Origin of the sequence: Microbacterium sp. Leaf288 (assembly GCF_001422925.1) — a bacterium.
Taxonomy (GTDB): domain Bacteria; phylum Actinomycetota; class Actinomycetes; order Actinomycetales; family Microbacteriaceae; genus Microbacterium.
The window spans coordinates 365,387-380,098 of record NZ_LMNI01000010.1; the positions used below are offsets into that span (position 1 = coordinate 365,387).

At 70.8% G+C, this 14,712-nt stretch carries 14 protein-coding genes; 3 read left to right on the forward strand and 11 right to left on the reverse strand.

What is annotated here, in order from left to right:
* Positions 1 to 30 precede the first annotated feature (30 nt).
* From ASF40_RS05915 to ASF40_RS05960, 10 genes are all read right to left on the reverse strand, one after another.
* Positions 31 to 882 carry a shikimate dehydrogenase gene (locus ASF40_RS05915; protein WP_056367285.1) on the reverse strand — a complete coding sequence of 284 codons (852 nt, stop codon included), beginning with the start codon at positions 880 to 882 and terminating at the stop codon, positions 31 to 33.
* Entirely contained in the window at positions 876 to 2,537 is a 1,662-nt protein-coding gene (mltG, locus tag ASF40_RS05920) for an endolytic transglycosylase MltG (RefSeq protein WP_056367286.1), read from the reverse strand. The genes ASF40_RS05915 and mltG overlap by 7 nt, the downstream gene beginning before the upstream one ends.
* Positions 2,537 to 3,004, reverse strand: a complete 468-nt coding sequence (gene ruvX / locus ASF40_RS05925; RefSeq protein ID WP_056367287.1) for a Holliday junction resolvase RuvX — start codon at positions 3,002 to 3,004, stop codon at positions 2,537 to 2,539. Before ruvX ends, mltG begins: the two co-directional genes overlap by 1 nt.
* Positions 3,001 to 5,658, reverse strand: coding sequence for an alanine--tRNA ligase (alaS, locus tag ASF40_RS05930; RefSeq protein WP_056367288.1), 2,658 nt, complete (start codon positions 5,656 to 5,658; stop codon positions 3,001 to 3,003). Before alaS ends, ruvX begins: the two co-directional genes overlap by 4 nt.
* 91 nt (positions 5,659 to 5,749) lie before the next feature.
* Complete coding sequence (locus ASF40_RS05935) at positions 5,750 to 6,046, reverse strand: hypothetical protein (protein WP_056367289.1); 297 nt, start codon at positions 6,044 to 6,046, stop codon at positions 5,750 to 5,752.
* 104 nt (positions 6,047 to 6,150) lie between these two features.
* Entirely contained in the window at positions 6,151 to 6,780 is a 630-nt protein-coding gene (gene rpsD / locus ASF40_RS05940; protein WP_056367290.1) for a 30S ribosomal protein S4, read from the reverse strand.
* A 176-nt stretch (positions 6,781 to 6,956) separates the two neighbouring features.
* On the reverse strand, positions 6,957 to 7,355 hold the full coding sequence (locus ASF40_RS05945; RefSeq protein ID WP_235560146.1) for a hypothetical protein: 399 nt from the start codon (positions 7,353 to 7,355) through the stop codon (positions 6,957 to 6,959).
* The gene (locus ASF40_RS05950; protein WP_056367291.1) at positions 7,346 to 7,639 is read right to left on the reverse strand and encodes a hypothetical protein; all 294 of its coding nucleotides are present in this window, start codon (positions 7,637 to 7,639) and stop codon (positions 7,346 to 7,348) included. Before ASF40_RS05950 ends, ASF40_RS05945 begins: the two co-directional genes overlap by 10 nt.
* Entirely contained in the window at positions 7,636 to 8,172 is a 537-nt protein-coding gene (locus tag ASF40_RS05955) for a PadR family transcriptional regulator (protein ID WP_056368254.1), read from the reverse strand. The genes ASF40_RS05950 and ASF40_RS05955 overlap by 4 nt, the downstream gene beginning before the upstream one ends.
* 87 nt (positions 8,173 to 8,259) lie before the next feature.
* On the reverse strand, positions 8,260 to 9,552 hold the full coding sequence (locus ASF40_RS05960; RefSeq protein ID WP_056368256.1) for a replication-associated recombination protein A: 1,293 nt from the start codon (positions 9,550 to 9,552) through the stop codon (positions 8,260 to 8,262).
* Between the two features lie 190 nt (positions 9,553 to 9,742).
* Here ASF40_RS05960 and ASF40_RS05965 point away from each other — a divergent pair, with 190 nt between their 5' ends.
* The 3 genes from ASF40_RS05965 to ASF40_RS05975 all read left to right on the forward strand — a co-directional run bounded on the left by ASF40_RS05965 (position 9,743) and on the right by ASF40_RS05975 (position 12,458).
* Positions 9,743 to 10,051, forward strand: coding sequence for a dioxygenase (locus tag ASF40_RS05965; RefSeq protein ID WP_157549450.1), 309 nt, complete (start codon positions 9,743 to 9,745; stop codon positions 10,049 to 10,051).
* 481 nt (positions 10,052 to 10,532) lie between these two features.
* Positions 10,533 to 11,777: a DUF349 domain-containing protein gene (locus ASF40_RS05970; protein WP_056368257.1), complete on the forward strand. Its 1,245-nt coding sequence runs from the start codon at positions 10,533 to 10,535 to the stop codon at positions 11,775 to 11,777.
* Between the two features lie 114 nt (positions 11,778 to 11,891).
* The gene (locus tag ASF40_RS05975; protein WP_056367293.1) at positions 11,892 to 12,458 is read left to right on the forward strand and encodes a hypothetical protein; all 567 of its coding nucleotides are present in this window, start codon (positions 11,892 to 11,894) and stop codon (positions 12,456 to 12,458) included.
* Here the strand turns inward: ASF40_RS05975 and ASF40_RS05980 are convergent.
* Complete coding sequence (locus ASF40_RS05980; protein WP_056367294.1) at positions 12,428 to 14,677, reverse strand: RelA/SpoT family protein; 2,250 nt, start codon at positions 14,675 to 14,677, stop codon at positions 12,428 to 12,430. The genes ASF40_RS05975 and ASF40_RS05980 overlap by 31 nt on opposite strands.
* Between the last annotated feature and the right edge of the window lie 35 nt (positions 14,678 to 14,712).

Genomic DNA, 14,712 nt, shown 5'->3' on the forward strand with positions numbered 1-14,712 from the left:
TGGTCCAGTCTCCCACGCCCCGGGGGGCCGTTACGCCGCGGCGTGCTCGCCGAGCGCGTGGCGCATCGCCTCCAGCGCCTCCGCCTCGCGATCGAGGGGCGTGTCGGAGTCGCCGTGCCGGAAGATCCGGATCTGCAGCAGAGCCTGGTGCAGCAGCATCCCGAGTCCCGAGCGGGCGGTGCCGCCGGCGCGCTCCCACGCGGCCGACAGCGCGGTCGGCCAGTGTCCGTACACGACGTCGAGAAGGTGGCCGCCGGAGCGGGCGAGGGCGTCGGCCGCGGCATCCGGAACCGGTGCGTCGCCCGGAAGCGTCGCGATCGTGAGCGGCACGTCGGCACGAACGGATGCGGCGAACGGCGTGGCCGTCACGGCGATGCCGATGCGGCGGCCGAGGTCGGCGAGCGGCGCGACGGCTTCGGGGCGGCGGGCGACCACGTCCACCTCGCGGGCGCCGAGCTCTCCGAGTGCGACCAGGGCGGAGGTCGCGGTGGCGCCGGCCCCGACGATCCGCGCCCGCGGCGCCGTCATGATGCCGTCGTCGGCGAGGGTGCGGACGATGCCGCCCACGTCGGTGTTGAAACCGCGGGCGCCGTCGGCGTCGAGCAGCAGCGTATTGACCGCGCCGGTCAGCTCGGCGCGGCGGTCGAGCACCGCCGCGGCCGCGAACGCGACCCCCTTGAGCGGCATCGTGAGCGAGAGGCCCCGCCAGGCGTCGTCGAGCCCGGCGAGCTCGCCGGCGAAGGACCCCTCGTCCACCCGGCGGCGTCCGTAGGTCCAGTCGAGCCCGAGAACGTCGTACGCCGCGGCGTGCAGCTGCGGCGAGCGGCTGTGCGCGATCGGGTCGCCCCAGACCTCCAGGCGCGACGCGTGGGGGTTCAGCACCCCTGGTCCGGGTTGTCGCGGCACCACTGCTGCCACTGCTCGACGTACTTCAGATGCTCGCTGTAGGTCGAGCTGAACTGCGTCTCGCCGGTGAGAAGGTTCACCGTCACGAAGTAGAGCCAGGGGCCGTCCGCCGGATGCATCGCGGCGTCGATCGCAACGTCTCCCGGGTTGGCGATCGGGCCGACGGGCAGTCCCGTGTGGACGTAGGTGTTCCACGGGTTGGGATCGTTGAGGGCCTCCTCAGACGAACTGACCGTCCCGTCGTGCATCTCGCCGTAGCCGTACTGCGCCGTGGAGTCCATCTGGAGCTTGCCGAATGTCTCCTGGTTGTTCGCGTCCAGCCGGTTGAGGATGACGCGCGCCACCTTCTGCATGTCGGCCCCGGAGCTGGCCTCACGCTGAACGACGGAGGCCGTCGTGAGGATCTCCTGGCGCCGCTCGACAGGCACACCGGCGGCGTCGAGCGACTGGAGCGTGCGGTCGACGAGCGTCTGGATGGCCGACTGCGCGGTGACCGTCGGGTCGAAGGTGTAGGTCGCCGGGAAGAGCCAGCCTTCGAGTGGCTGTCCACCTGCCGCGACGACGTCCGGGGCTGCGGGCACGCCGTACGCCGACGAGTCGGCAGCCGCCGCGGTGAGCTCTTCGAGCGGGATGCCGGTGCCCTCCGAGATCCGTGCAAGCGTCTGCTCGACGGTGTAGCCCTCGGGGATCTGGGCGGTGAACTCCTGCTTGTTGGCGGGATCCATGAGCGCGGCGAGGGCTGCTTCGCTCGTCATCTGCTTCTGGAGCTTGTAGACGCCCGGCTGAAAGGTGGGGTTCTGCCCGCTCGTGATGAGGAAGTCGTAGAACGCGTCGGGCGTCTTCGTCACGCCCGCGTCGTACAGCGACTGCGAGATGGGCGAGCCGGTGTCGCCCTGGGCGATCGTGACGAACGTCTCGCCGTTCGCCAGCCCCGCTTCGTAGTCCTTGGGCTCTTCCCAGCCCATCACCTCGCGGATCTTGTCTTCGTAGGTGTTCCAGACGTACAGGCCGCCGGCCGCGATGCCGCCGAGGATCAGCAGCACGACGCCGAGCGCGATCCAGCCGCCGATGCGCCGGCGCTTCTTGTTCGGCGGCGGCGGGGCGTGCCCGATCTCGCTCGTGGACGCCGATCCGCTGAAGAGGTCCTCGAGCGAACCGGTGGAGGGCGCGGGCTCGTCGGCCGCGTCCCGCGCGTGCCCCGCGGATGCAGCAGCCGCCATCGAGGTCGCGGGAGCGGCTGCGGGCGCCGCCCCTCCGCGGCTGTACGGCATCGCCGGGCTGACGCCCGCCGACGCGAAGATCCACGGGTCGTCCTCGACGGGCGACGCGACGTCGATCGGCTCCGTGGTCGGGCGCGGGGTGCGCAGCGGCACCGGCTGGAAGCCGCTGCCCTGCGCCGGCTGGGCGGCGGAGGCCGCGGCGGGAGCGGTGGCAGCGGTCCCAACAACGGGCGTGGCGCCGGTGATGAGCGATTCCCACGTGGCGGCCGGGGCGGCGGGCGTCGCCGGTGCCGCGGGAGCGGCAGCCGGCGTCGTCGGCGTCTGGCCCGTCGTCGCCTGTCGCGCGGCGGCCTCGCGGGCGGCGCGGCGCGACGGGGGTACGGCGTCGCCGTCGGGCGATGAATCGGGCATCAGGCGGGCTCCTGGGGGACGGGGGTTCCGGGAGGTCGTCCGGTGCTCTTCTCGACGTCGAGCGCTTGCTGGAGCAGGACGACCGCGGCGACCTGGTCCACGATGTTACGCGACGAACGCTGGGTTCTGCCCGAACTGCGCAGTGCCGCGTGTGCAGAGACCGTGGAGAGCCGTTCGTCGACGAGGCGCACGGGGAGCCCGGAGGCCGCCGCCAGCGCCGCAGCGAAGTCCCGGGCGTCCTGTGTCGACGCCGTGTCTTCGCCCCGCATGTTCAGCGGCAGGCCGACGTAGAGCTCGACCGCCGAATACTCGTCGGACAGCGCCACGATGCGGGGCACCGATGCCTCGTCACGCGGCACCGTCTCGACCGGAGTGGCGAGCAGACCGTCGGGGTCGCACTTCGCGACCCCGACCCGGGCCTTGCCCACATCGATGCCGAGCCGCGTGCCGCGCCTGAAGCCGCTCACGCGCCGAGGGCGTCCTTCACCGAGACCAGTGCCGCGGGCAGGGCCGTAGCATCCGTTCCACCGCCCTGGGCGACGTCGTCGCGGCCACCGCCGCCGCCGCCGAGCACACCGGCGGCGCCCTTGGCGAGGACGCCCGCCTTGGCGCCCGCTGCGCGGGCCGCGTCGTTGGTGGCGACGATCACGACGGGGCGCTCGTTCACGACCGCGCCGAGCGCGACCACCGCGGCCTCGGAGCCGAGGCGCTCGCGCACCTGCAGCGCCAGCGAGCGGACGTCGTCGGCGGATGCGGCGTTGCCGAGCGACTCGGCGACCACGACGGTGTCGCCGACCCGCGTCGCCGTGGCAGCGAGGGCCGGGAGCCGGTCGCCGAGGGCCTTGGCTTCGAATGCCGCGATCTTCTTCTCGGCGGCCTTGAGGCTCGCCTGCAGCTCGGCGATGCGCGCGGGCAGCTGTTCGCGCGGCGCCTTGAGCGAGGTCGTGAGCTGCGACACGAGGGCGCGCTCGGCCGCGAGGGAGCGGAAGGCGTCAAGACCGACCAGCGCCTCGACGCGGCGGTTCGACGCGCCCACCGACGATTCGCCGACGAGGTTGATCAGCCCGATCTCGGCGCTCGTCGACACATGCGTGCCGGCGCAGAGCTCCCGCGACCACGGGCCGCCGATGTCGACCATGCGCACGGTGTCGCCGTACTTCTCGCCGAACAGCGCCATCGCACCGAGCGAGCGCGCCTCGTCGAGCGGCAGGACGCGCGTCGTCACCTCGAGGTTGTCGCGCACCGCGTTGTTGGCGATCTCCTCGATCTCGGTCTTGGTCTCGTCCGACAGCGACTGGCCCCACGAGAAGTCGAAGCGCATATAGCCGGCGCGGTTGAGCGATCCGGCCTGCGTCGCGGTCTTGCCGAGCGTGTCGCGGAGCGCGGCGTGCACCAGGTGCGTCGCGGAGTGCGCCTGACGGGCGGCGCGGCGGTTCGCAGCATCCACCACCGTCGTCGCCGCCTGACCGACGCCGACCTCTCCCGTCGACACCTCGACGGTGTGGCTGATGAGTCCCGGCACCGGCTTCTGCACGTCGAGCACCTCGAGCTCGTAGCCCGGTCCGACGATGACGCCCTTGTCGGCGACCTGGCCGCCCGACTCGGCGTACAGCGCGGTCTCGGCGAGGATCACCTCGGCGATCTGGCCGACGCTCGCGCGGTCGACCGACACGCCGTCGACGAGGATGCCGAGCACCTGCGACTGGGCCTCGAGATCGGTGTAGCCGGTGAAGACGGTCTCGCCCTGCGCCCGCAGGTCGCGGTACACGCTCGTGTCGGCGAGCTGGCGCTTGCGCGCCCGCGCGTCGGCCTTGGCGCGCGCGCGCTGCTCCTGCATGAGGCCGTCGAACGCCGCGCGGTCGACACTGAGGCCCGCTTCTTCGGCGATCTCGAGCGTCAGGTCGATCGGGAAGCCGTACGTGTCGTGCAGCAGGAACGCCTCGGCGCCGGTGAGGGTCGTGCCGCCGGAGGCCTTCGTCTCGGAGAGCGACTCGTCGAGGATCGACTCCCCCGCCGCGAGGGTGCGCAGGAACGTCGCCTCTTCCGCGAGGGCGTACTGCGAGATGCGGGCCCAATCGGTCTCGACGACCGGGTAGGCGGCCCTCATGGCGTCGCGCGATGCGGTGAACAGCACCTCGAACGTCGGCCCGTCGACGCCGAGCAGGCGCATCGACCGGATCACACGGCGCATGAGACGGCGCAGGATGTAGCCGCGACCGTCGTTCGAGGGCGTGACGCCGTCCGACATCAGCATGAGCGACGAACGGACGTGGTCGGCGACCACGCGGAAGCGCACGTCGTCGTCGTGGTTCGCGCCGTACGTGCGACCTGACAGTTCGACAGCCTTGTCGAGCACCGGACGCACCTGGTCGGTCTCGTACATGTTGTCGACGCCCTGCTTGATGAAAGCGATGCGCTCCAGACCCATGCCGGTGTCGATGTTCTTGTTCGGCAGCTCGCCGACGATGTCGAAGTCGTACTTCGAGCGCACGTTCGTGATCTCGTACTGCATGAACACGAGGTTCCAGATCTCGACGTAGCGGTCGTCGTCGGTCGCAGGGCCTCCGTCGATGCCGTACTCGGGGCCGCGGTCGAAGAAGATCTCCGAGCAGGGGCCCGCGGGTCCCGGCAGGCCGGTGCTCCAGTAGTTCGTGTCCTTGCCGAGGCGCTGGATGCGCTCCTCGGGCAGGTCGGTGAGCTTCAGCCAGAGGTCGTGGGCCTCGTCGTCCTCTTCGTAGACGGTGACCCACAGGTCCTTCTGGTCGAAGCCGAGCCCGCCGTCGGCCTCGGGCGATGTCAGCAGATCCCACGCGTAGCGGATCGCGCCTTCTTTGAAGTAGTCGCCGAACGACCAGTTGCCCAGCATCTGGAAGAACGTGCCGTGACGCGGGGTCTTGCCGACCTCTTCGATGTCGTTGGTGCGGATGCACTTCTGGTTGTCGGCCGCGCGCGGATACGGCGCAGGCACGTCGCCCGACAGATACGGGATGAACGGCACCATGCCCGCCACGGTGAACAGCAGCGCCGGGTCGTCGGTCACCAGCGATGCCGAGGGGACGATGGTGTGGCCGTTCTTCTCGAAGTAATCGAGGAAGCGCTGTGCGATCTCGGCGGTCTTCATGCGGGTCCTTGCGTGTGCGTGCGAATGCGTGCGTGTTCGGGGAGTGTGGCGGGGTTCGAGCGTGCCGGCGGCGCGCCGCCGCCGGGGCGTCTCAGTCGGCGATCTTGCGGGCCGCGTCGTCGACGGCGTCGGCGACGTTCCCGACGGCGTCGGCCGCTGCCGCCCGTGCGCTCGACGCGGCGTCGGCGGCGGCATCCCTCACGTCGTCGACGAGGCCGGCGAAGCGGGCCTCCTGTTCGCGGTACGCGTCGCCCATGCGGTCGGTGAACTCCGTGATGCGGGCGTCGACGTCAGCGAGGATCTCGTGGCCGCGCGGGTCCTTGTTGACCAGGTGGGCGAGAACGAAACCGCCGGCGATGCCGAGCAGGAACCACAGGAGGTTCTTCATGTCACCACTTCCTCGCGGGCCGCCGGGGCGCGGCATCCACCCATCGTATGCGGAAACGACGAAGGGCGTCGGGTCTCCCCGACGCCCTTCGCGTGTTCGCAGAATTATCGAGCTGCGTAGTACTCGACGACGAGCTGGACGTCGCAGACCACGGGAACCTCGGCGCGCTTGGGGCGACGCACGAGACGGGCCTGGAGCTTGTCGAGCTCGACCTCGAGGTAGCCCGGAACGGGCGGCAGGACCTCGGCGTGACCGCCGAGCGCTGCGACCTGGAAGGGCTCGATGCCCTCGCTCTTGGCCTTGACGTGGATGAGCTGACCCGGCTTCACACGGAACGACGGGCGGTCGACGAGCTGGCCGTCCACGAGGATGTGGCGGTGCACGACGAGCTGGCGCGCCTGCGCGGTGGTGCGGGCGAAGCCGGCGCGCAGCACGAGGGCGTCGAGACGCATCTCGAGCTGCTCGACGAGGTTCTCACCCGTCAGGCCCTGGGTGCGACGGGCCTCGTTGAACTGGATGCGCAGCTGCTTCTCGCGAATGCCGTACTGCTCGCGCAGACGCTGCTTCTCGCGGAGGCGGACGGCGTAGTCGCTGTCCTGCTTGCGCTTGGTGCGGCCGTGCTCACCCGGCGCGTAGGGGCGCTTCTCGAGGTACTTGGCTGCCTTGGGGGTCAGCGCGATGCCGAGGGCGCGGGAGAGGCGGACCTTGCGGCGGTCCTGGGACTTCGTTGCCACGAAGCGTTCCTTTCGATGACGCGGCCGTGTCTTTCACGGCCCGCGGACGTATCGCCCTGTCTTCGCCCTGTCCGGACTGCACGCCGGGGCATGCCGGAAGGTAGGTCAGGAAGAGAGGGGATGCCCGAAAACTGCGTTTCGAGCCCCTCAACCCTACCAGACGCGCGGCCGGGCCTTCATGAGAGGGCGATGACCAGCGTCGACGCGGCGAGCACGATGCAGACAGGCGTCATCGTGAGGCGCTCGGCGCGGCTCCGCGAGAGGGCGTTCATGAGGATCCCGACGGCGAAGTACGCGAACAGCACCCAGGTCAGGATGCGCACGGCGATGCTATCGCCGCCCGACAGGATCCCGGCTCGGCTGAGGAGCACCGCGGCGAAGCCGGCGTAAAGGAGGACGGATGCGGCGCTGGCGATGCGCAGACCGCGCGGCAGCACGCGATGCGCCCCGCCCCAGACGAACCTGCCCCACGGAGCCCCGGCCGCGACGCAGATCTGGAGCACCGCGAGCGCCCCGAGCACGAGGCATGCGACGAGGGCGGCGAGGGGGGCGAGAGCGATGGCGGCTACCTCCACACGAACACCGCCACGAGGAACAGCGCGTAGGTGATTCCGGCAGCGACGGCGATCGCGTTCGACAGCCGGCTCCACCTGGCGCGCACGGTCGCGATCGCGAACGCGACGGTCAGCAGCACCCACACCAGTGTGTGCCCGCCGTCGATCACCGCGGCGCGCAGTCCCGTCGCCTCGGCGACCTCGACGCCGTCGCCGATGGTGGCGAACACCACCGCGACGACGAGGGCGACGGCCGTCGCCGCGCCGAACAGTCCGCGCGCACGGGGCGGCTGTCTCTCGCTCATGCCTGCCCTCCTACTTCGTCGATCCACTGGCGCAGCAGGGCGTGCGAGCGCAGCCCGTAGTCGAGCGTCGCGCGCTGGAACGTGAAGACCCGGCGCGCGTCGTCGTCGAGACCCGCGCTCCGCGCATCGACGTCGTCCGCGAGCGCCCGAAGGATCCCGGTGGAGCTGTCGATGTGCGCACGGATGCCGCGGACCACGGCCGAGCGATCCTCGGGCGCCTCGAGCCGCCCCAGCAGGAAGACCTTCGCGAGCACGATGGTCTCGGCATCCGTTCCGTCCGCGATGGGGGCGAGCATGAACGCGCGCCACCGCTGCCTTCCGTCGTCGGTGATCGCGTGGACTTTGCGGCCGCGTCGGCTGTCGTCGGCATCCGCGACGACGACCGCGCCGTCGGCGGCGAGGTGCTGGAGCGCACGCTGGATGCTGCCGGAGCTGGCGCTGTAGAAGAGCGAGATGCCGGCGGCGAACCGTTTCTGGAGGTCGTAGAGCGACAGGGGCCCGCTCAGGAGCAGGCCGAGGATGACGAACTGCACGGGGCCCCCTTCGATCGACGCCCCCACAATATCCCTCTGAGGGATATCAATCTACCCCTGAGGGATATCGCCGCCCGCCTGGGTCGCTCAGCCGCCGTCGAGGATGCGACGGATCTTCTCGAGACGTGCCTGGACGTCGCGCTCGGCTCCGAGCGCCTTCGGCTCGTAGTAGCGCCGGCCGCGCAGTTCGTCGGGCAGGTACTGCTGCGGCGCGATGCCGATCTCGGCATCGTGCGGATACACGTAGCCCTTGCCGTGACCGAGGCGCTTCGCCCCCGGGTAGTGAGCGTCGCGCAGGTGTATCGGCACGCGGCCGAAGCCGCCCGAGCGCACGTCGGCGATCGCCGCGTCGATGGCGAGGTAGGCGGCGTTCGACTTCGCGGTGGTCGCGAGGTACGCCGTGGCCTCGGCGAGCGGGATGCGGCCTTCGGGCATGCCGATGAACTGCACCGCGTCGGCGGCGGCGACGGCGATCGGCAGCGCCTGAGGGTCGGCGAGCCCGATGTCCTCCGCGGCCGAGATGATGAGGCGCCGGGCGATGAACCGCGGGTCCTCCCCCGCCTCGATCATGCGGGCGAGGTAGTGGATCGCGGCATCCACATCCGATCCCCGGATCGACTTGATGAACGCGCTGATGACGTCGTAGTGCTCGTCGCCCTGACGGTCGTAGCGCAGCAGTGCGCGGTCGACGGCCTGCGCGACGTCGTCGGCCGAGATCTCGGGGGTGGCGGCCTCGTCCTGGTCGTCGTCCTCATCGGGAATGGCGAGGGATGCTGCGGCCTCGAGTGCCGTGAGCGCACGCCGCGCGTCGCCGGAAGCGAGCCGCACGAGTGCGGCGCGCGCCTCGTCCCCCAGCACGACCGCGCCGGACAGTCCGCGGGCATCGGCCACCGCGCGGTCGAGGAGCATGCCGAGGTCTTCGTCGGTGAGCGGCTTGAGCGTCAGCAGCAGCGACCGTGACAGCAGGGGCGAGATCACGGAGAACGACGGGTTCTCGGTGGTCGCCGCGATGAGCACCACCCAGCCGTTCTCGACGCCGGGCAGGAGCGCGTCCTGCTGCGCCTTGGTGAAGCGGTGGATCTCGTCGAGGAACAGGATCGTGGACTGGCCGTACAGATCGCGCTGCGTCAACGCCTCCTGCATGACCTCGCGTACGTCGCGCACGCCGGCGGTCACCGCCGAGAGTTCGACGAACCGGCGCCCCGAGGAACGGGCGATCGCCTGGGCGAGCGTCGTCTTCCCCGTGCCCGGTGGGCCCCACAGGATGACCGACGTCGCTGCGCGGGCCGCGGCATCCGGATTCGCGAGGGTCACCAGCGGAGACCCCGCCCGCAGCAGATGCGACTGCCCCGCGACCTCTTCCAGCGAGGTCGGGCGCATGCGCACCGCGAGAGGCGTCAGCCCCTGGAAGAGCGCAGTCGGACCGTTCACCTCACCAGGCTATCCCCCGCTCATGACACGGGATCCGCGGCGGTTTGGCCGCCGCGGTGCGGGCCCGTAGGATCAAGCCGCCCGGGCGCTGCCTGGCACGAGGCGCATGCGCCCGACACGAACGGAACGAGGAGGTCACGTGGCGACCGGTGGCAAGGACCGTGACGCACGGGCTGCGCGGGAGCGCACGCGGCTGTACGAGGCGCGACGTCAGTTCCACGAGGACCAGGCGCGCCGTCGCACGCGCGACAACCTGATCGCGGGCATCGTCGGCGGCGTGCTCGTGCTCGGCCTGATCGGCGCCCAGACGCTGTACTTCGTGGCCGGACCCGGTGCCCCCGCACCGTCGCCCTCGTCGACACCGACGCCGACCGCGACGACGCCGGAGCCGACCCCGTCGGCGACGACGACGCCGGAGCCGAGCGCGACCCCGACGCCCACGCCCTGACATCTCGGGTCTCGCGCCGCAACCGCATCTCAGGCGGGGCATCCGCCGTACTAGGCTGTGAGCCGTCCTACTCCCTACAGACGGCGCGAGCCGCGATGAGGTGCAACCCGTGACTGCCGCAGCAGACTTCCAGCCCGAGACCGACGCCCCCGAGACCGCCGGGGCCGACGAGAACCAGACACCGGCCGTCGATGACGACGCCGCCACCGCGACGGATGTCACGGCGGACGCGGATGCCGCGGCGCCTGAGGAATCCGAACCCGCCGACGACGCTCCGGCCGGCGACGCCGCCGAGACGGAGCAGCCGTCGGACGAGACCCCGGCTGAAGAGTCCGCTCCTGCGGACGTCGAGGTCGAGGTCGTCGAGGTCGACGTGGTGGAGGTCGTCGAAGACTCCGAGGTCGTGGCCGTCGAGGTGATCGAGGTCGCCGAAGTCGTCGAAGACGGCGAGGTCGTGGCCGTCGAGGTCGTGGACGTCGTCGTGGAGGCTCTGCCCTCCGCCGACGAGCCGTGGGGCCGCGTCGACGAGGACGGCACCGTCTCGGTCCGCGAGGCCGACGGCTGGCGAGTCGTCGGGCAGTACCCCGACGGGTCGGCCGAAGAGGCGCTCGCCTACTTCGAGCGCAAGTACACCGACCTCGCGAGCGAGGTGACGCTCCTGGAGGTGCGCCACCGCCGCGGCGGTGCCTCCGCCTCCGACCTGCGTTCGACCGCGCGCACGATCAACGGCAAGCTCGACGGAGCTGCTGCCGTCGGCGACCTCGCGAGCCTCGTCGCCCGCGTCGCCGCGCTCACCGAGACCCTCGCGGCCGAATCGGCGACCGAGGCCGTCGCGGCGCGCGAAGCCGTCGACGACGCGGTCAAGGCGCGCACCGAGCTGGTCGACAAGGCCGAGGCCCTGGCCGCCCGCGACCCGCGCACCGTGCAGTGGAAGCAGGCGACGGCCGAGCTCAACTCCCTCTTCGACCAGTGGCAGTCGCAGCAGCAGAACGGTCCGCGCCTGCCGAAGTCGACGGCGCAGCAGCTCTGGAAGCGATTCCGTGACGCGCGCGCCACTGTCGACAAGCACCGCCGCGCGTTCTACGCCGAGCTGGACGAGGCGCACAAGGACGTCCGCGACCGCAAGACGCGCCTCGTCGAGAAGGCGGAGGCCCTCGCGCCCAAGGGCGAGGACGGCATCCCCGCCTACCGTGAGCTGCTCGACCAGTGGAAGACCGCCGGTCGCGCCGGCAAGAAGGTCGACGACGCGCTGTGGGCCCGCTTCAAGGCCGCCGGCGACGCGCTCTACGGCGCGCGGATCGAGCGCGAGGCGGCGGACGCCGAGGCCTCCCGCGAGAAGATCGACCTCAAGCGCGCTCTCCTCGAAGAGGCGAAGGCGGTCGGCGACGAGCGCGACATCGCGAAGGCCCGCTCGATCCTCACCGGGATCCAGCGCCGCTGGGACGAGATCGGCCGGATCTTCCCGCGCGACACCGAGCGTTCGCTCGACGACGAGCTGCGTCGCGTCGAGAACGCGCTGCGCACCCGCGAGGACGCCGACTGGAAGCGCAACGACCCGGAGCAGAAGGCCCGCGCCAACGACATGACGCGCCAGCTCACCGACGCGATCCAGAAGCTCGAGGACGAGCTCGAGGCCGCGAAGAAGTCGGGCGACAAGAAGGCGATCGCGAACGCGACCGATGCGCTCGAGGCCCGCCGCACGTGGCTGAAGGCACTCGGCGGCTGATCAGCCCCGTCTGAGCCGAGTCGAACCCGGTCGTCGCGTCCGCGACGACCGGGTTCTCCACAATCGGCCGGCTGCGGCATCCACGGATCATGCGGGGTGCGGCAGACTGCCCCCGTGCGATCGCCCTTCCTCTACTTCGCCGATGAGCGGCTCTCGCGCGCCGAGCTGACGGCTGCATGCCTCGACGGCGACCTCGTGGCGCTCGGCGACGCGTACATCCCCGCCGACGCCGTCGAGACGGCGGCGCTGCGCGCAGGCTCGCTCGCCGAGACCCTCGGCGACACGCTCGCGGCCACCCACCTGTCGGCGGCCTGGGTGCACGGCGGACTGCCGCTGCCTCCGTCACGCCATACCGTGCAGCGCGGGGTGCCGCGCCGCCTCCACGTGCGACCGGACCGCCGCGTGGTCTACCGCGATCTGCAGGTCCCTGGTGACGATCTCCAGCTGGTCGGCGGCGTGCTCGTCACGACGCCGGAGCGCACCCTCGCCGACCTCGCACGCGTGGGCGACGACGAGCACACCGAGGCGGCGCGCCTTCTCGCGGAGATCGACGCGGATGCCGCGTACGAGGCGATCGCGCGGCTGGAGGCGGGTGCGCTCCCCCACAAGCGTGCGGCGCTCGCGTGCCTCCGGGCGCTCGTCGAAGAGCGTCAGGACGAGGTGACGCGGTACACGTCGTAGACGGCGTCGATGCGCCGCACGGCGTTGAGCACGCGGTCGAGGTGGACGATGTCGCCCATCTCGAACACGAACCGGCTGAGGGCCAGCCGGTCGTTGGAGGTCGAGACCGTCGCCGAGAGGATGTTGACGTGGTGCTCGCTGAGCACGCGTGTGACGTCGCTCAGAAGCCCCGATCGGTCGAGCGCCTCGACCTGGATCTGCACGAGGAAGACGCTCTTCGTCGTGGGTGCCCACTCGACCTCGATGAGCCGCTCCGGGTCCTCCATGAGCGACTTGACGTTGGTGCAGTCGGCGCGGTGCACCGAGACGCCGCTGCCGCGCGTGACGAACCCGACGATCTGATCGCCGGGCACCGGTGTGCAGCACTTCGCGAGCTTGACGAGGATGTCGGGCGCGCCGCGCACCAGGATGCCGGAGTCGCCGTTGCGGGGGGCGCGGGCCCTGCCGACGACCGGCAGGTCGATCGGACCCGTGGTGGTGTCGTTCGCCGCGACCAGCGCGGTGACCTTCTCGAGGACCGACTGGGTCGAGACGTGGCCCTCGCCGACCGCGGCGTACAGCGCTGAGACGTCCTCGTAGCGCAGCTGATGGGCGACCTCGGTGAACGAGTCCTGGCTCATCAGCCGCTGCAGGGGCAGGTTCTGCCGGCGCATCGCCCGGGCGATCGACTCCTTGCCCTGCTCGATCGCCTCCTCACGGCGTTCCTTCGTGAACCAGCCGCGGATCTTGTTGCGGGCGCGGGTGCTGCGCACGAATCCGAGCCAGTCCTGGCTGGGGCCGGCGTCGGGGTTCTTCGACGTGAACACCTCGACGACGTCGCCGCTCTTGAGCTCGGACTCGAGCGGCACCAGGCGCCCGTTGACCTTTGCGCCCATCGTGCGGTGCCCGACTTCGGTGTGCACCGCGTAGGCGAAGTCCACGGGCGTCGCGCCGGACGGAAGGCCGATGACCCGCCCCTTCGGCGTGAAGACGTAGACCTCCTTGGCGCCGATCTCGAAGCGCAGCGAGTCGAGGAACTCGCCGGGATCTGCGGTCTCGGCCTGCCAGTCGGAGATGTGGGCGAGCCACGCCATGTCGGTGTCGTCGGACTTGTAGTCCGACTTGCCGCCGTTCATCTGCTCCTTGTACTTCCAGTGTGCAGCGACGCCGTACTCGGCCTGCTGGTGCATCTCGTGCGTGCGGATCTGGATCTCGACGGTGCGGCCTCCGGGGCCGATCACGGTCGTGTGCAGCGACTGGTAGAGGTTGAACTTCGGGGTCGCGATGTAGTCCTTGAAACGCCCGGGAAGCGGGGTCCATCGTGCGTGGATCGCGCCGAGGACGGCGTAGCAGTCGCGCACGCTCCCCACCAGCACACGGATGCCGATGAGGTCGTAGATGTCATCGAACTCGCGGCCGCGGACGACCATCTTCTGGTAGACGGAGTACAGCTGCTTGGGGCGCCCCATGACGCGGCCGCGGATGCGGAGCTCCCGCAGGTCGCTGTCGACCGCGTCGATGACGTTCTGCACGTACTGCTCGCGCTGGGGGGTGCGCTGCTTCACGAGGCTGTCGATCTCGGCGTACAGCTTCGGGTGCAGTACGGCGAACGACAGGTCCTCGAGTTCGGACTTGATCGCCTGGATGCCGAGCCGATGCGCGAGCGGCGCGTAGATCTCGAGCGTCTCGGTCGCCTTCTTGCGCGACTTCTCGGGCGGGACGAATCCCCACGTGCGCGCATTGTGCAGGCGGTCGGCGAGCTTGATCAGCAGGACCCGGATGTCGCGCGACATCGCGACGATCATCTTGCGGACCGTCTCGGCCTGCGCGCTCTCGCCGTACTTGACCTTGTCGAGCTTGGTCACGCCGTCCACGAGCATGGCGACCTCGTCGCCGAACTCGCTCGTGAGCATCTCGAGCGAGTACTCGGTGTCCTCGACGGTGTCGTGCAGGAGCGCGGCGGCGATCGCACGCGGCCCGAGCCCCAGATCCGCCAGGATCTGCGCCACCGCGAGCGGGTGCGTGATGTACGGCTCGCCGCTCTGGCGCAGCTGGCCGGTGTGTGCGGTGTCGGCGACCGAGTACGCGCGCTCGACGATCGACAGATCGCCCTTCGGATGGTGCGTGCGCACCGTCCGCAGGAGCTGCTCGACGTCGTCGCGGCGCGCTGACCTCGAGAAGATCCGAGGGACGAGGCGCCGCAGCGACGAGGACTGGGCGGGGGGGACGGTCTCGGTCACTCGATCCCCTCCCCTCCGCTGGACCTCACAATCCT